The sequence below is a fragment of the Mucilaginibacter sp. 21P genome (assembly GCF_019331605.1).
Lineage (GTDB): Bacteria > Bacteroidota > Bacteroidia > Sphingobacteriales > Sphingobacteriaceae > Mucilaginibacter > Mucilaginibacter achroorhodeus.
In genome coordinates this window covers 515,540-532,833 of sequence record NZ_CP063061.1, presented here as the reverse complement: position 1 = coordinate 532,833, position 17,294 = coordinate 515,540, and the positions used below count along the sequence as shown (strand labels likewise).

Below are 17,294 nucleotides of genomic sequence, written 5' to 3'. Positions count from 1 at the left end.
AAATCTCAAAAAAATGAAAACGCTCGTACAATCTATCAGATTAACCTTGGTGTTAACTGCATTGTTATGTGTTATATATCCTGTGTTTATTTCTTTCGCCAGTAAACTGGCAAAAGGCAAAGGCAACGGTGAAACAATCACCGTGAACGGCAAAGTTGTTGGCTATGCGCTGTTAGGCCAAAAGTTTGATAAGCCACAGTATTTCTGGAGTCGCCCATCAGCAGTAGGTTATAACGCAGCCGGTTCCGCGGGCTCAAACAAAGGCCCGTCAAATCCTGACTATCTAAAAGAGGTAAGCAATCGTATCGATACCTTGCTTAAATACAACCCGGGTATCAAACGCAGCGATATCCCTGCTGATATGGTTACTGCATCGGGCAGTGGTTTGGATCCGGATATTTCTCCTGCAGGGGCAAGCATACAAATTAATCGCATTGCTGCTGTCCGCAAGTTAGACGAACAGAAGGTAGCTGCATTGGTAAAAGAACATACTGAAAAGCCAATGTTTGGCCCTGCCAAAGTGAACGTGCTAAAGCTGAATGTAGCTTTAGATGAACTGAAATAATCAATAACCTTATCAAAATTACAGTGGCGTTGTCCGGGCTTTGTTTCGGAGTGCACGCTTATTAATGACATCGGCAGATACGCGTCTGCCTGCGCATTGTGCTGAGTAATACTTAGCGCAATGCGTATCAAGAACTAATTCGATGAAAAAACTTATATCTACGTGTATTCTCGCCTTGTGTATGACATCATTATTTGCACAGGATTCTGTAAAAACAGGTGGTAACCTTACTATCAGTGGTTACGCCGAACTGTACTATGGCTACGATTTTAATAAGCCGGCTAACAATACACGCCCGAGCTTTGTGTATTCGCATAATCGCCACAACGAGGTAAATCTCAACTTGGGCTTTATCAAAGCCAATTACGATAACGGCAGTATTCGCGCTAACGTAGCGCTCATGGCCGGTACTTATGCTAACGCAAACCTGGCTGCAGAGCAGGGGGTATTTAAGAATGTGTTTGAAGCCAACGCGGGTATCAAGCTATCCAAATCTGCTAACTTATGGTTAGATGCAGGTATTTTCGCATCGCACATTGGCTTTGAAAGTGCAATATCTAAAGACTGCTGGGTGCTAACACGGAACATCGCATCAGAAAACACGCCTTACTATGAAACAGGGGCTAAATTGACTTACACCACCAATGATGGTAAGCTTACATTAACCGGCCTTTACTTAAACGGATGGCAGCGCATAAACCGGCAGGATGGCAACAGCAAGCCAGCAGGTGGTTTGCAGGTGACTTATAAAGCTGCGGATAACATCACGCTTAATTACAGTAATTATGTAGGTATTGAAGGTGCCGACTCAGTAGGTGTACGCCGTATCTATCATAACTTTTATGGTATATTTCAGCTAACCAACAAATTTGGCATCACTGCCGGGTTTGATTATGGTATGCAGCAAAAAGCCAAAGGCAGTGACGATTATAATCACATCATTTCGCCGGTTGCCATTGCGCGTTATCAGCTTGCAGATAAATGGGCAGTTGCCGGCAGATTTGAGTACTACAAGGATAAAAATGGAATTTTTATAGCCACCGGGACAACAAACGGCTTTGATACCAAAGGTTATTCGCTTAACGTAGATTATGCGCCAATCAAAAATGCGCTGATCCGTTTAGAAGGAAAAATTTACGATAGTAAAGACCAGATATTTGTAAAACAAACAGGTTTAACCACCCATAGTCCGTTAATAACCGCAAGTTTTGCTGTATCTTTTTAACAGTTAACAAACAGAAAATGCCACAAGACCCAAGCAATGGTAATTCGGTAAAGGATTTTATAGATCTGGTTAAGAAATCGCGCCGGGGCAAGCTCAAGGTTTATATTGGCATGAGCGCCGGTGTGGGTAAAACCTACCGAATGCTGCAGGAGGCCCATGCGTTAAAACGCAATGGCATAGGCGTACAAATTGGTTTTGTTGAAACACATAACCGCACTGAGACCCACGCATTGCTGGCGGGTCTCAGTGTTATTGAAAGGCGTAAGATATTTTACAAGGGCAAAGAGCTTGAGGAAATGGACCTGCAAGCTATTCTGAACAGTCACCCCGAGGTTGTGGTTGTCGACGAGCTGGCTCACAGCAACATCGAGGGCAGCAAGAATAGCAAGCGCTGGCAGGATGTATTTGATATTTTAGAGGCCGGGATAAGTGTTATCACGGCGGTAAACATTCAGCATTTAGAGAGCCTAAATGAAGAGATTGAAGAAATAACCGGCATCCCTATTACAGAACGTATACCGGATAAAATACTGGAAACGGCTGACGAAATTGTAAATATCGATCTTACCGCCGATGAGTTGATAGATCGATTAAAGGATGGTAAGATCTACGATAGCAGCAAAATAAAGCGGGCTTTAGAGAATTTTTTCCAAAATGATAAGATCTTACAACTGCGCGAGATAGCCTTAAAGGAAGTTGCACACTACCTAGAGCGTAAGATAGATATCGAAGTTCCGCGGCAGATAAAACTGAGGCCCGAGCGTTTCCTGGCCTGCATATCAACCAATGCCGAAACCGCCAAGATCGTTATACGTAAAACAGCCAGGCTGGCCTCATATTATCGTTCGCCGTGGATAGTGCTATATGTACAGCAGAGCAGTGAAAGTATGGAACGCATAAAACTAGATAAGCAGCGCCATTTAATTAATAATTTTAAGCTGGCAATAGAGTTGGGAGCAGAGGTAATAAAACTAAAAAGTGACCGTATTACCCAAACCATTATACAGGTTGCAGAAGAGCGGGACATCACCACCATTTGCATTGGTAAACCACACCTAAACTTGTGGCAGGTTATCCTGAAAACAACGGTATTTAACGAGCTGCTGAAAAATATAGCAGCCAGAGAAACTGATTTAGTAATACTATCATGAGAGTAAAAAATAAACTACGGTTAGGCTTCGGCTTTCTGTTTTTGGTGGTGATGTTTTTTGGTGCTTCATCACTGTTCTACATCAACCAGATATCCAACAGCGCCAAAGGCATTCTTAAGGATAACTATGAAAGTTTAAGCTACTGCCGCGAAATGCGAAGTTTGCTTGACGATAATTCCCTGCCGCTTGCACCCGCGTTAGATACAAAGTTTAAGGCGGCGCTTTTAAAAGAGCAGCACAATATCACCGAAAAAGGCGAACGACAAGCCGCCGATAGCTTAAGCGCGACTTACAATGTTTTGCAGGCATCTGGCGGTTCTGATTCGAAGATAGATACTGCGGTAAAGCACGTAAGAAAATATCTGCGCGTAGTTGAAGTAATTAACATGAACGCAATTGTGCGTAAGAACGATATGGCGCGGACATCTGTAGACGAATCGCTTACCGTATTAGGTTTTGCCAGTTTGCTGGCGTTCGTTATCCTTTTCACATTTGCGGTAAATTTCCCGGGCTTTATCATCAATCCGTTAAACAGGTTGCTAACTGGTATACGAGCTATTGGTCCGCGTAACTACAAAGAACGCATACACTTTAATAAAGATGATGAGTTTGCCGAAGTGGGTAACGCCTTCAACGAAATGGCCGAGCGCTTAAATGAGTGGGAGAACAGCAACCTTTCCAGGATCATGTCTGAAAAGCTGCGTATCGAAACCATTATTGAGCAGATGCACGATGCCATCATCGGTATAAACGAAAAGCAGGAGATACTGTTCATTAATACCGCGGCTAAGAAAATACTCAGCATTAATAGCGATAAAATTGTCTCGGGTACCGTTGCTTCCATCTCAAGAGATAACGACCTGTTCAAATCCATCATCAATGACAGCAAAGCCGGAAAGCCGTTTAAGATAGTAGTTGACGGAAAGGATTCTTATTTCCAGTTAGAAACACGCGAGATCCATGTACCTAATATGGAAAGCAATATATCAAGGCCGCTTAATATCGCCAAAACATCTGCCGGTAAGGTTTACATCCTACGCAACATCACCGAATTTAAGGAACGTGATGAGGCAAAAACAAATTTTATCGCCACCATCTCGCACGAATTAAAAACGCCAATCTCATCAATTAAGATGAGCTTAAAGCTGATGAAGGATGAGCGCGTTGGCCAGATGAACGCCGAGCAGCAGCAGTTACTGGAGCACATTAATGATGACAGCGACCGCCTGCTAAAAATAACCAGCGAGTTGCTGGAGCTATCGCAGGTAGAGACCGGTAACATCCAATTGAACTTTATACCTGTTGATCCTACTAAAATAGTTGATTACGCCATTGAATCAGTAAACTTCCAGGCCGAGCAAAAAGGTGTTAAGCTGGAAGTGGTAAAAGACGACAACCTCCCAGATGTAAATGCCGATGTAGAAAAGACCGCATGGGTGTTGGTCAACTTTTTATCAAACGCGCTAAGGTATAGTTCAGAGCGGTCAAAGGTGGTAATTGCTGTTAAAAATAAAGGGGCAGAGGTGGAGTTCTCCGTAACTGATACCGGTAAAGGTATAGAGGAAAAGTATCAAAAACGCTTGTTCGACAGATATTTCCAAGTGCCTACTGACGGACAGAATAAATCAGGCTCAGGATTGGGCCTGGCTATATCTAAAGATTTTATAGAAGCGCAGAATGGCAAAATATGGCTGAAGAGTGCCATAGGTGAGGGCAGCACGTTTGCGTTTAGCTTGCCTGTGTAAGTTGTGGCTTTGAGGTATACCGTTGATTGTGTAATTTAGTAAACCAACATCAACCGTTATGCTATCATTTTTACGAGCTACCGTTTGCCTTGCAACGCTGCAGGTTGCTACCGTATTTTCGCTGAGCGCACAGCATTTACCTCATAGTTCTCCTGAGGCTGAAGGCGTAGATCCGCAGGGAATACTCAACTTTGTAAATGCTACTAAAACCAGCAAAACAGAATTCCACAGCTTTATGCTGCTTAGGCATGGCAAAGTGGTTGCCGAGGCGTGGTGGAACCCATACCGCCCCGATCTGAGGCATACGCTATACTCGTGCAGTAAAAGTTTTACAGCTACTGCCGTAGGTTTTGCCATTGGGGAGAACAAATTGAAGCTCACAGATAAAGTTATCTCATTCTTCCCTGATCAGTTACCAGCCAAGGTAAGCGACAATTTAGCTGCACTAACCGTTAAGGATGTACTAATGATGGCAGATGGGCAAGACCCGGAACCTATTTGGGTTGGGATGGATACCAATTGGGTAAGAGGATTTTTAGCCGCCCCTATTGTGCATAAACCGGGTGCCGTTTTCCTGTATAACTCAGTAGGTACTTACATGCTTTCTGCTATTGTACAAAATGTTACCGGGCAAACCGTGCTGCAATATTTAAAGCCACGTTTGTTTGAACCACTTGGCATCACAGGAATAGATTGGGAAACCGATCCTAAAGGCATAAATACCGGTGGCTGGGGATTACGTGTAAAGACGGAAGATATGGCTAAGTTTGCACAATTGTTTCTGCAAAAAGGCAAGTGGAACGGCAAACAACTTTTACCGAAGGGCTGGGTGGAAGAGGCAAGCAGCGTTAAGATCATTCAGCATCCTGATATGCCCAAGGCGAAACGAGATTCAAGCGATTGGGAACAAGGTTATTGCTATCAGATGTGGCGCTGCCGAAATAATGCTTACCGGGGCGATGGCGCTTTTGGTCAGTACATGATTGTGATGCCGGATCAGGACGCGGTGTTGGCGGTAACTGCAGAAACAACCGATATGCAGGAAGAGATAAACCTGGTTTGGAAACACCTGTTGCCTGCCATGAAGCCTGGTAAACTTGTGCAGAATAAATTGGTTGATACAGAATTGAAAAAAACTATTGATGCACTCGCGTTAAAACCGGCAACGAAAAGTGACAATAGTTTCTTTAAAACCATCAACGGTAAAAGCTATTCACTCAAGGCTAACAGGTTAAAATTTAGTAGCATTAACTTTACTGATTCAAACGGCGAATGCCTTGTAGCAATTAAAGGCGATACCGCAAATTATGCTCTGGGATTTGGAAACGGCGCATGGCACCTGGGTAAAACAAATAAGCCTGGTCCGTCATTAACTGGTGCACTCAGGGAAATAAGAACGATGCTATCACCGGCTAAGGTGGCAGGCAGCTATATTTGGAAAGACGACCACACGTTGCAACTTACACTGCGATATATCGAGAGCCCGCATACGGAAACATTTATTTGCAACTTTAATAATAACCAGCTTACCATTCACCACGCTAATAGTTTTGAAAAGGGTAAAGAGGATCTGTTAACGGGTGTAAGCTTATAAATAATTAATATTATTATGGATATGTTTTGCATATTATTTAAACTTATCCATAATAAAACAAACGCATTTTTAGAGGGATTTAGAGTAGTCTGATATTATTTTACTTTATGAAATTAGATTTTCATTAAAACGCTGTAAAGATAAATTTTAGTTATTACTTTGCAGTTCATTATACCGGCATCCTTGCCGGGTAATTGTGATAAGGTTTAGGTTGAAATCCCCCGACGGCGAGCGTAGGGGGATTTCGTTTTTATATACCTGCCGAATCTAAATAAAGCGCTGCTGCTCCCAATATGCCGCTATTGTCCAGCTCAGATACTTCGACGCGTAGATTTTCAACTGCTCGGGGGTAGGCCAGGGTTTTGATCTCATCCCACATGGTTCTTTCAAAAAAAGGGAAGGACTTGCTTACCGATCCGCCTACAACAATCAGCTCAGGGTCGTAGGTATACATCACTGCCTTTATCGCATAGCCTAAGTTTGTACCGTATTCGGCATACAGGAAAAGGGCTTTCTCATCATTTTCAAAAGCCTTTTTGTAGACTTCTTTGCCGTCTATTCCGTTTGTAATGGTAAAGAAAGAACCTCCGGCATAAAAATCTAAAACGCTGTCTTTGTAAGGCAGTAAACCAAATTCGCCCGCCCCGCAATTGCGGCCGCTGTAAAGGTGCCTGTTCACAATAACTCCGGCACCCAGGCCCGTACCAAGGGTAAGTCCCACGATATTCTTTTGGCCTTTGCCTTTGCCATAATAATATTCGCCAATGGCAAAGCAATTGGCATCGTTGTTTACATAAACCGGTATTTGGTATTTGTCTTCCAGGTATTTCTTTAAATGCACCTCTTTCCAAGATGGTATATTTTGCACATCGTAAACAATGCCATCTTTAACATCAACCATGCTGGGTACACCAATACCTATGGCTTCAGCAGGTTGTTGCATTAATAGTTGGTCAATAATTTTGCAAATGTCACCTAACACATCATCTTCGCTGCCCTGGCTTTGGATAGGCGATGAAGAGATAGTGGATAGTTTTCCGTTGGTAACAATGGCTCCGCGAATATTTGTTGCTCCAAGGTCTACGCCGATGATGTTAAGATCGTTCATAGCTTAAAGATGCAAGAAATAATTTGCTAATGAGATATATCAGGTAGGCGTTTCGGCTTTCTTTTTCATGTAAGCAGGCAGGTTAACCATTAATATCCCCACAAGGATAATAATAAGGCACAATAGCTGCTGCATGTTTACGGGTTCGTTTATGAATAACCAGCCCAGCAGTACTGCTACAACTGGGTTAACATAGGTATGCGTACTTACAATGGCTGGCGGTTTAATGGTGATAAGCCAGATAAACGAGAGGTAAGCAACCAACGATCCCATCACGATAAGGAAAAGCAGCCCGCCCCAGCTTTCAGCACTTACCTTATCAAACGAGAAGCCCACGTATTCGCCCTTTAGTAATACAACTATAGCACAGGCTATTCCTCCGGCAATCAATTGCACCGAGGCATTCATGGTGGTTGAGCTATTCCCTTTAGCATCTTTAGTGATCAGTGAACCGAGTACCCAGATAAGCGCACTGGTAATAACTACTATGCTTGCAATAACAGCCATTGATGAGGTGCTGGTTTCGGTGACGCCAAGTTTCAGAAAAAGGAATATGCCGGTAAAGCCTATGGCCAGTCCGCTCAAAATGTATTTGTTGGAAAAATATTCAGGCCAGCGTTTTTTATCAACCAGTAAGAAGATCAGCGGCTCGGTAGCGACCAGTATAGCTGCCTGCCCTGAGCTGATGTATTGTTCAGCCCAGGCTATCATGCCCGTGCCGCCCACCAGCATCATAGTGCCGCTGAGGGCATGCCGCCAAAGGTATTTCCACTCGGGGAGTTTCTCTTTTTTGAGCTTGCACCATGCCAACAATATCAGCCCGGCGGCAGCATAACGCAAGCCCACCAATATAAACGGTGGTATGGTTTTTAATCCGTAAATAACCGCCAGATATGTAGCACCCCACACCACATAAATTGCGAAGAAAGCAAATGCTACCAGTAATGGTGATGGGGTTTTATTAGTCATGAGATTTCTATTGTAATAAAAAAGGCGCACCGCTGATTGGGTACGCCTTTAATAATGTTTATTAGTTTTGGTTACTACAAACCAAAGGCGCTTTTTACTTTATCTACGTAATCGAGCTTTTCCCATGTAAATAGTTCTACTTCCCGGGTAACTACGCTGCCATCGTGTGCGTTAAATGATTTGGTAACCGTTTCGTTAGGGCGACCGAAGTGACCGTAAGCTGCAGTTTCGCTGTAGATAGGGTTACGCAGTTTAAAGCGGGTTTCGATAGCGTATGGGGTCATGTTAAAGATAGCTTCAACCTTTTTAGCGATCTCGCCATCGGTTAAACCAACTTTAGCAGTTCCGTAAGTATTTACGTAAATACCCATTGGCTGTGCAACACCTATAGCGTACGACACCTGTACCAATACTTCGCCGCAAACGCCGGCAGCAACCAGATTTTTAGCGATGTGGCGGGTTGCATAAGCTGCAGAGCGGTCAACCTTTGACGGGTCTTTACCAGAGAATGCGCCACCACCATGTGCGCCTTTACCACCGTAAGTGTCTACAATGATCTTGCGGCCTGTTAAACCGGTATCACCGTGCGGCCCACCAATAACAAATTTACCGGTTGGGTTAATGTGGTATTTAATATCGTTGTTAAAGAAGTGTGCGTATTTTGGGTATTTAGCTTTAACACGAGGGATCAAAATGCTGATGATATCGTTTTTGATCTTCTCTAACATTTCTTTCTCTTCAGCAAAATCATCATGCTGGGTTGATATTACAATGGCATCGATACGCTGCGGCTGGTTGTCGTTGTTATACTCCAGAGTTACCTGAGATTTTGCATCAGGGCGGAGGTATTTAATGTCGGTATTTTCACGGCGGATAGCAGCAAGTTCGCGCAATAAAGCGTGTGCAATATCCAATGCAAGCGGCATGTAGTTATCAGTTTCGCTTGTAGCGTAGCCAAACATCATACCCTGATCGCCGGCACCTTGCTCTTCTTTGCTTGTGCGGTCAACACCCTGGTTAATATCAGGCGATTGCTCGTGGATGGCAGATAGTACACCACAAGAGTTACCATCAAACATATACTCGCCTTTGGTGTAGCCAATGCGGTTGATCACATCACGGGCGATTTTTTGAACGTCTAAGTAGGTTTTTGATTTTACCTCGCCGGCAAGTATCACTTGGCCGGTAGTTACCAAAGTTTCGCAGGCCACTTTTGATTCAGGATCAAAGGCCAGGAAATTATCAATTAACGCGTCAGATATCTGGTCTGCAACTTTATCCGGATGCCCTTCTGAAACAGACTCCGATGTAAATAAATATGACATATAATAATGTATAAAACGTTAAAGCTGAAAGGTAAGAGATTTATTTGAAACGCTGTAAAAGGAGAGCAGGGTTAGCACTTTTTTACGTGGTTGCAATCCAGCATTTGCAAAGCTGCAAAAGCATTAAATCAGTCCACTTTCGGGTGGCAAAAATAAAACAATTTTCCACAAAGCCGAAAAACATTTACTTTTGCCCGCTCAAACATAGATAGTTGAAAAGGAAAGCTTTATTTATCATCAACCCTGTATCAGGCGGAAAGAAAAAGGATAACGTGCCGGGGATGGTAAAGGAACACCTTGATCCATCTGTATTTGAATATGACTTTGAATTTACCACTGGTATTTTTCACGCGCATGACCTCGCTGTTGCCGCCGTAGGTGAGTACGATACCATCGTAGCTGTTGGTGGCGACGGTACCGTTAACGAAATAGCATCAGGCATAGTAAAGACGGAAACCGAACTGGCAGTTATCCCATTTGGTTCCGGCAATGGCCTGGCGCGCTTTCTGGGTATACCGATGGATACCGTTGGTGCTATCAAAAACATGAATACCGGCCGAAGCATTGTGATAGATGCAGGCAAAATGAACGATCAATGGTTTTTTAATATGGCGGGGATGGGTTTTGATGCCCATATCAGTCATGTTTTTGCGCAGGGCGGAGATAAGCGCGGATTTGTTAATTATTTTAAATCTTCTGTACAGGAGATCTCGCAATACCGCTCACAGGAATATCATATTGAAGTTGATGGAAAGGAATTGGATCGCGAAGCTTTTATGCTTAGCATTGCCAATTCCTCCCAATACGGTAATAATGCACACGTATCACCAACGGCATCTGTACAGGATGGCCTGCTTGATGTATGTGTGATAAAACCCTTCCCGCTTTGGCGCTTTCCGGAGATGGGCTTAAGGATGTTTTTTAAAACGGCTGATAAATCTAAGTATGTTGAGATCATAAAAGGTAAGCATGTACATATTACACGTGTGCAGCCGGGGCCAATACACCTGGATGGCGAACCGCAATCGGCAGATATTGATATTAATATTGACGTTGTGCCATCTGCACTAAAGGTTTTAGTTGGAGATTCTTATCATAATAACTAAGCAGTTATGGCAAAAAAAAACTTTACCGGCATCATGTATTCTACCGACCCTGACTTTCAGTACCAGGAAGAAGGGAGCGGCCACCAGCAAACCCTACCGCCTCAGCAACAGAATTTAAAGATATTTCTTGATAGGATTAAGGGCAATAAACTTGTAACGCGCATAAACGGCTTTGTTGGTTCCGATAACGACCTTGATGCCATAGGCAAAAAGCTGAAAAGTAAGTGCGGTGTAGGCGGATCCGTAAAGGACGGAGAGATCCTTTTACAAGGAGATTTTCGGGATAAAGTGCTTGCCATGCTGCAAACTGATGGCTATAGGGTTAAGAAAGCTGGCGGATAGTGTATCAGCAATAATTTTTATTATATTATAAATCGCTGTTTGTCAATTTATTAAATATGGTGTAAAAAGTACATCTTGTAAATTATTGGTTTTAATCGCTTGGGTGCTCGCTTGGCCGAATACTAAGTTTGGGGTAAACATTTAACATTTACACACAAATGAAAAGCGTATCTACCCTTACATCCCCGTTGGCCGATTTGGGCCTTCAACAGTCAAATATATTTTACCAGCTTTCGCCCGACGAGTTAATAGCTTCCGCACTGCAACGCAAAGAAGGCGTTTTGAGCGATACCGGAGCACTTGCCATTGATACCGGTACATTTACCGGCCGTTCTCCAAAGGACCGTTTTATTGTAGACGACCATATCACTCATGATAATGTTTGGTGGGGCAAAGTAAACTATAAAATGGACGGTGCGCATTTTAAGGGCCTTCACAAAAAGATGATTGCCTATCTAAATGGCCGCGATTTGTTTGTGCGCGACAGCACTGTTTGTGCGGATGAAAAATACCGTATGAATGTTAGGGTTATAACCGAAACCGCTTACCAGAATTTATTTGCCTGCCACCTTTTTATGCGCCAGGCGGCTAACAGTATTAATGATGAGCCGGAGTGGACAGTTATAGCAGCTCCAGGTTTTGAAGCCAACCCTGAGACTGATGGTACCCGCCAAAAAAACTTTACCGTAATCAGCTTTAGTAAGCGTACTATATTAATAGGTGGAACAGGTTACACTGGCGAAATAAAAAAGGGCATCTTCTCTGTCCTCAATTTTGTTTTACCACATTATTATAATGTATTGCCAATGCATTGCTCTGCCAATGTTGGCGCTGATGGTGATACCGCTATTTTCTTTGGTCTGTCTGGCACCGGTAAAACTACCTTATCTGCGGACCCTAACCGCATGCTGATCGGTGACGACGAGCACGGTTGGAGCAACGACAGTATCTTTAACTTTGAAGGTGGCTGCTATGCAAAATGCGTGGGTTTAACTGCTGAAAAAGAACCTCAGATATTTAATGCTATTAAACAAGGTGCGTTGCTTGAGAACATTAACTTTTTTGAGGGTACGGATAAGGTTGATTTCGATAACATCGCCAAAACTGAGAATACCCGCGTGGCATATCCGGTAAATTATATCAGTAATGCTTTGATACCTTCTATTGGTAAAGCCCCTAAAAATATCTTTTTCTTAACAGCTGATGCATTTGGTGTACTACCCCCGATAGCAAAATTAACCGCAGAACAAGCGATGTATTATTTTATTTCAGGCTATACCGCAAAGGTTGCGGGTACAGAGGCTGGCATAAATGAACCGGTAACAACGTTTTCGGCTTGCTTTGGCGAAGCGTTTCTGCCGCTTAACCCGGTCAAGTATGCTGCACTGTTGGGTAATAAGATAGAACAGCAGCAGGTAAACGTTTGGTTAATAAATACCGGCTGGACAGGCGGCCCTTACGGCACCGGCAGCAGGATAAGCTTAACCTATACCCGTGCCATGATTAATGCGGTACTTAATGGTGAACTGGATGATGTGAGCTACAATACTGATCCAATTTTTAATTTGAAAATACCTGCAGCTTGCCCTAACATACCTGCAGAGATACTGCAGCCTGCCAATACCTGGGCAGATAAAGACAGCTATGAGCACCAGTCAAACAACCTTGCTTTAGCCTTTGTTAATAATTTTGAAAAATATACGGCAACAAGCCCGATGAACCTAATAAAAGCAGGCCCAAATATAGTTTCGGCAGTATTTTAGACTGCACTATATCAGTTTAGTTACATACTTTTTATGTGTTATAACTTGCGATTATTAAAAATTATCGGTTTTATTGTAAAAAATTGTCTCGCTAACAGACAATTTTTGTGTTTAATAGCGTTATGTAAAAACCAATTTGCAAAACGCTTTTTGCTGAATATTAAATTATTATAAAGAATCACAGAAATAGTTTTTTTATTTCATAGAAATTCTAATTTTGTTTTTCGCTAAATGCGCACACATTTTATTTAACTTATATTATAAACAAAACGAAAACTAAAAATTAAAAAGTAATGGCAAACGCACCAACAAAACCAACTACTCCTGTAAAAAAAGAAAGCTCAAGTGCATCGGGCGCATTTGCGACTTTGACTATTCCACTTTGTATTGTAGTGGCTGTTTTGATTTACATGTTTATCTTAGGTCACCCAAGTCACTATAAAGGCGGCGATCCAGCAAACGAGCCTGTTGATATCTACGGTACTGTACACAAAGGTGGTGTTATCGTACCTCTGATCATGTCTTACCTGTTAATGGTAATTGTATTCTCTCTTGAGAGGTTCGTAGTAATCGGCAAAGCTTCTGGTACAGGTAACGTTGACGCTTTCGTAAGAAAAGTGCAATCTTCATTAAACGCTGGTAACATCGCAGCAGCTGACGCTGAGTGCGACAAACAAAAAGGTTCTGTAGCTAACGTTATCAAATCAGGTTTGAAAAAATACCGTGAAATGGAAATTGAGCCAAACCTTGACGTTGACCAAAAAACTTTGGCTATCCAAAAAGACATTGAAGAAGCAACTGCTTTAGAGATGCCTATGTTAGAGCAAAACTTAACCATCATCGCTACGTTGGTATCTATCGGTACATTAACCGGTCTATTAGGTACGGTAATCGGTATGATCGGTGCGTTCGCTACATTGGCAGCATCAGGTGCTCCAAACCAGGCAGAACTATCTTCTCACATCTCTGAGGCACTTATCAACACTGCATTGGGTATCGGTACTTCAGCTGTATCAATTGTAATGTACAACGTATTTACATCTAAAATTGACAAGTTGACTTACGCTATCGACGAAACTGGTTTCAGCATCGTTCAAACATTTGCAGCATCACACAAAAACAAATAATTAAAATTAAGTTCTTGCATAATCAATTTTAACAAAATAAAATTTGGTTATTAAATTTAAAGTCTTTAATTTTATATTATTAAATAAACAAAGGAAAAATGCCAAGAGTAAAAGTTGCAAGAAAGAGCACTTCGATAGATATGACCGCCATGTGCGACGTAGCTTTCCTGCTGCTTACTTTCTTTATATTAACTGCAAAACCGAGAACAGAGGATCCGGTGCCGGTTGATATTCCTGCCTCTTCAATTGAGCAGCCTATTCCTGATGATAACGTGTTAATGCTAACCGTTGGTCAGAACAAGGTGTTCTTTAGTGTTGATGGTAATGATATCCGCAAGCAAACGCTTATCCAGATGGGTGAAAAATATAAGATCAATTTCACCCCTGATGAGCAAACTAAATTTGCTGGTTTGCCGATATTCGGTGTGCCGATCGCACAGTTGAAAAGCTTCCTTGCGCTTGATGCAGATCAGAAAAAGGAATTTAAACAGCCGGGTATACCGCGCGATACAACAAACAACAACGAGTTGTCAGACTGGATCCGTGAAGCTCGCCGTGCTGATGTTTCTTTACACAACAAAGCGTTGCGTATCTCTATCAAAGGCGATAACAAAGAGGAATATCCTGTTATCAAAGACGTGATCACTGTTTTGCAGAAACAGAAAATTAACAAATTTAACTTAGTAACGACGCTGCGTGCTGCGCCTAAAAAATAATTAAGAAATGGCAGAATTAGACACCTCCTCCGGCGGGGGGAAAAAAGGCGGTAAGGTTAGAAGTAAAAAGGCTTCAACGCGTGTTGACTTAACCGCGATGGTTGACCTTGCGTTCTTGCTGATCACTTTCTTTATGTTAACTACAACGTTGGCTAAGCCTAAGGCGATGGATGTTACCATGCCAGATAAGGATGAGAAAGTGAAAGATCAGTTAGATGTAGCTGCTTCACGCTCCATGACCATCCTGTTAGGTGCCAACAATAAGATAGAGTGGTTTGTAGGTGAGCCGGGTAAAACCCCACCAGAAACTACCTCTTATGGTAAAGACGGTTTACGTAAAGTTCTTATTGACAACAGTGAGAAAATACAACAATCAACAGGTAAGTACATGACAGTGCTGATCAAACCAAGCGTAAAATCAAACTATAAAAATTTGGTTGACGTTTTGGACGAGATGAATATCACTAAGGTACAATCATACGCAATTGTAGATATTTTACCGTTGGAGGTTGAATTGCTTAAACGTGATGGCAACTACTAATTGACAATTAACTATTTAACGTTATAACAATGTTCGGATCAAAATTAGACATATTAAACCAGCAGTGGATCGACGTTGTTTTTACAGGACGTAACAAAGCTTACGGTGCTTACGAACTTAGAAAGGATAACCCTCGCCATACCAACAGGGCCCTTTTAATAGGTGTAGTACTATTTGTTTTCCTTATTTCCTTGAAAACAATTCTGAATGCCATTGAGGGTATCATCCCTAAGGCACCTGAAAAAGTGAAGGTGACCGAAGTTGTTTTGCCGCCACCACCGGTGAATGAACAACAAAAACCACCTCCGCCACCACCGGAACCACCTAAACCAAAGGTTGACCAGGTACGTTTCCCACCTCCAGTAGTAAAACCGGATAACGAGGTGCGTGAGAAAGAACCGCCAACCGTTAAAGACCTTGAGGTTGCAGACCCGGGGCCTAAGGATCAAAAAGGTGACCCTAACGCTGATATTCGTATTGAGGAGCCTGTTGGTAACTCAGACGTTAAGCAAGTGGTAGAAGAAAACCCTAACCAGATCTTTACCGCGGTAGAGCAAGCGCCGGCATTCCCTGGTGGTGATGCAGCTTTCGGTAAATATTTAGGTAAAAATATCCGTTACCCTGCAGTTGCAAGGGAGAATAACGTACAAGGCCGTGTAATCTTAACCTTCGTAGTTGAGCGCGACGGATCTTTAACTGACATTAAAGTTGTTAGAGGTATCGGCAGCGGTTGTGATGAAGAAGCGGTTCGTGTGCTTAAATCTTCTCCAAAATGGAAGCCAGGTATCCAAAACGGTCGTCCGGTGCGTGTACAATACAGTATCCCTGTAAACTTCGCATTGGCAGAAGAATAAAAGTTTAATGTTAGAAAATAGCAAAAACCAGCAAAAATCGCCCAAAAGGCGGTTTTTGCTTATTTTAGGCGTTATCGCATTCATTTGTTTCATTGCGCTGGGTTTGCTTATCATTTTTTGGGATAAGTTTCCGCTGGATATGCCCCAATCGAGGAGAACAATATTCGGATCTGTAATTTTATTATACGCTATACTGCGTTTTTCACGTTATTTAAGGAAGAACCCTAATGAAAATTAACACCGGCCTGTTTATTTGTGCTATTGCTGTGAGCCTGCTATCGCAAGGTTGTGGTGCCGGCGGGGATAAAAAACAAGATAAAAAGCAGTTAGATGGTTTTGTAACCGGCACTGCTAATTTTTCGGCCGATGAGTCTTTTTCGCCCATCGTAAACGAAGAGCTTTTCGTATTCAGGGGGATATTTAGGGATGCTAACCCGGTCATCACTTACAAGCCTGAAACAGGGGTGATAAGCGATCTGCTTAATGATAAAACCAGGGTAGCTATATTATCACGTACACTGGATACAACAGAGAGCGGCGTTTTAAAACGCAGAGAACTTGTTCCTGATGTAAACAAATTTGCAATTGATGCTGTTGCATTAATTGTCAATCAGGCGTCAAATGATACTACCATCTCGGTAAATGAGATAAAACAAATGTTGAGGGGCGAAGCAAAGGCAAACAAGAGTATTGTGTTTGATAATCCTAACTCCAGTTTGGTAAGGTATTTGAAAGCTTTGGCTGGCACAACTGAGTTTAAACAGAAGAATATCTATGCTTTAAGCTCAAACAAAGAGGTTATTAAGTATGTAAGTACACATACTGATGCCATTGGCATCACTGGCTTTAGTTGGCTTAACGATCCGGATCAGGACTATGCGGCAGCTGTAGATAAGGTTAAAATTATGGGTGTAAAGGACGAAAGTAGTAAAACAGCACCTAATGAGTATTTTAAACCATCACAGACTACGCTTGTCGAACAATCGTATCCGTTAAGCAGATCTTTGTATATTATAGATTGCACAGGCCGCAAGGGACTGGGAGCCGGTTTCGCTTCATTTTTGGCCAGCGAGCGTGGCCAGCGGATCATATTAAAATCGGGATTGTTGCCTGATTCACTTCCGCCAAGGGAGATTAACATTGTACACTAACTATATTTTTAT

The 17,294-nt window shown here is 42.5% G+C and carries 16 protein-coding genes; 13 read left to right on the top strand and 3 right to left on the bottom strand.

The window, feature by feature from the left end:
• Nucleotides 1-13: 13 nt before the first annotated feature.
• The 5 genes from INP83_RS02220 (at nucleotide 14) to INP83_RS02200 (ending at nucleotide 6,280) form a co-directional block, all read left to right on the top strand.
• A complete protein-coding gene (locus INP83_RS02220; RefSeq protein ID WP_219126138.1) occupies nucleotides 14-565 on the top strand; it encodes a K(+)-transporting ATPase subunit C in 552 nt (183 codons plus the stop codon).
• 181 nt (nucleotides 566-746) lie between these two features.
• Nucleotides 747-1,790 (top strand): porin, encoded by a 1,044-nt coding sequence (locus INP83_RS02215; protein WP_315898400.1) that lies wholly within the window; start codon nucleotides 747-749, stop codon nucleotides 1,788-1,790.
• Between the two features lie 17 nt (nucleotides 1,791-1,807).
• Nucleotides 1,808-2,941 carry a sensor protein KdpD gene (locus INP83_RS02210; protein ID WP_146273020.1) on the top strand — a complete coding sequence of 378 codons (1,134 nt, stop codon included), beginning with the start codon at nucleotides 1,808-1,810 and terminating at the stop codon, nucleotides 2,939-2,941.
• The gene (locus tag INP83_RS02205) at nucleotides 2,938-4,686 is read left to right on the top strand and encodes a sensor histidine kinase (RefSeq protein WP_219126137.1); all 1,749 of its coding nucleotides are present in this window, start codon (nucleotides 2,938-2,940) and stop codon (nucleotides 4,684-4,686) included. Before INP83_RS02210 ends, INP83_RS02205 begins: the two co-directional genes overlap by 4 nt.
• A 58-nt stretch (nucleotides 4,687-4,744) precedes the next feature.
• Complete coding sequence (locus INP83_RS02200) at nucleotides 4,745-6,280, top strand: serine hydrolase (protein WP_219126136.1); 1,536 nt, start codon at nucleotides 4,745-4,747, stop codon at nucleotides 6,278-6,280.
• A gap of 250 nt (nucleotides 6,281-6,530) precedes the next feature.
• On the opposite strand, the gene INP83_RS02195 is transcribed toward INP83_RS02200, so the two are convergent.
• The 3 genes from INP83_RS02195 to metK all read right to left on the bottom strand — a co-directional run bounded on the left by INP83_RS02195 (nucleotide 6,531) and on the right by metK (nucleotide 9,682).
• A complete protein-coding gene (locus INP83_RS02195) occupies nucleotides 6,531-7,388 on the bottom strand; it encodes an ROK family protein (RefSeq protein WP_219126135.1) in 858 nt (285 codons plus the stop codon).
• A gap of 39 nt (nucleotides 7,389-7,427) precedes the next feature.
• Entirely contained in the window at nucleotides 7,428-8,357 is a 930-nt protein-coding gene (locus INP83_RS02190) for an EamA family transporter (RefSeq protein WP_219126134.1), read from the bottom strand.
• Nucleotides 8,358-8,431: 74 nt separating this feature from the next.
• The gene (metK, locus tag INP83_RS02185) at nucleotides 8,432-9,682 is read right to left on the bottom strand and encodes a methionine adenosyltransferase (RefSeq protein WP_146273015.1); all 1,251 of its coding nucleotides are present in this window, start codon (nucleotides 9,680-9,682) and stop codon (nucleotides 8,432-8,434) included.
• A gap of 212 nt (nucleotides 9,683-9,894) precedes the next feature.
• Between metK and INP83_RS02180 the strand changes: the two genes are divergently transcribed.
• The 8 genes from INP83_RS02180 to INP83_RS02145 all read left to right on the top strand — a co-directional run bounded on the left by INP83_RS02180 (nucleotide 9,895) and on the right by INP83_RS02145 (nucleotide 17,282).
• Complete coding sequence (locus tag INP83_RS02180; RefSeq protein WP_219126133.1) at nucleotides 9,895-10,788, top strand: diacylglycerol kinase family protein; 894 nt, start codon at nucleotides 9,895-9,897, stop codon at nucleotides 10,786-10,788.
• Between the two features lie 6 nt (nucleotides 10,789-10,794).
• Complete coding sequence (locus tag INP83_RS02175) at nucleotides 10,795-11,130, top strand: translation initiation factor (RefSeq protein WP_219126132.1); 336 nt, start codon at nucleotides 10,795-10,797, stop codon at nucleotides 11,128-11,130.
• 158 nt (nucleotides 11,131-11,288) lie between these two features.
• Nucleotides 11,289-12,893 (top strand): phosphoenolpyruvate carboxykinase (ATP), encoded by a 1,605-nt coding sequence (gene pckA, locus INP83_RS02170; RefSeq protein WP_219126131.1) that lies wholly within the window; start codon nucleotides 11,289-11,291, stop codon nucleotides 12,891-12,893.
• A 293-nt stretch (nucleotides 12,894-13,186) separates the two neighbouring features.
• Nucleotides 13,187-14,020 (top strand): MotA/TolQ/ExbB proton channel family protein, encoded by an 834-nt coding sequence (locus INP83_RS02165; RefSeq protein WP_146273011.1) that lies wholly within the window; start codon nucleotides 13,187-13,189, stop codon nucleotides 14,018-14,020.
• Between the two features lie 98 nt (nucleotides 14,021-14,118).
• Complete coding sequence (locus tag INP83_RS02160; protein ID WP_146273010.1) at nucleotides 14,119-14,736, top strand: biopolymer transporter ExbD; 618 nt, start codon at nucleotides 14,119-14,121, stop codon at nucleotides 14,734-14,736.
• 7 nt (nucleotides 14,737-14,743) lie between these two features.
• Nucleotides 14,744-15,277 carry a biopolymer transporter ExbD gene (locus tag INP83_RS02155; RefSeq protein WP_146273009.1) on the top strand — a complete coding sequence of 178 codons (534 nt, stop codon included), beginning with the start codon at nucleotides 14,744-14,746 and terminating at the stop codon, nucleotides 15,275-15,277.
• 29 nt (nucleotides 15,278-15,306) lie between these two features.
• Nucleotides 15,307-16,131, top strand: a complete 825-nt coding sequence (locus INP83_RS02150; RefSeq protein WP_146273008.1) for an energy transducer TonB — start codon at nucleotides 15,307-15,309, stop codon at nucleotides 16,129-16,131.
• A gap of 227 nt (nucleotides 16,132-16,358) precedes the next feature.
• Nucleotides 16,359-17,282: a PstS family phosphate ABC transporter substrate-binding protein gene (locus INP83_RS02145; RefSeq protein WP_219126130.1), complete on the top strand. Its 924-nt coding sequence runs from the start codon at nucleotides 16,359-16,361 to the stop codon at nucleotides 17,280-17,282.
• Nucleotides 17,283-17,294 lie beyond the last annotated feature (12 nt).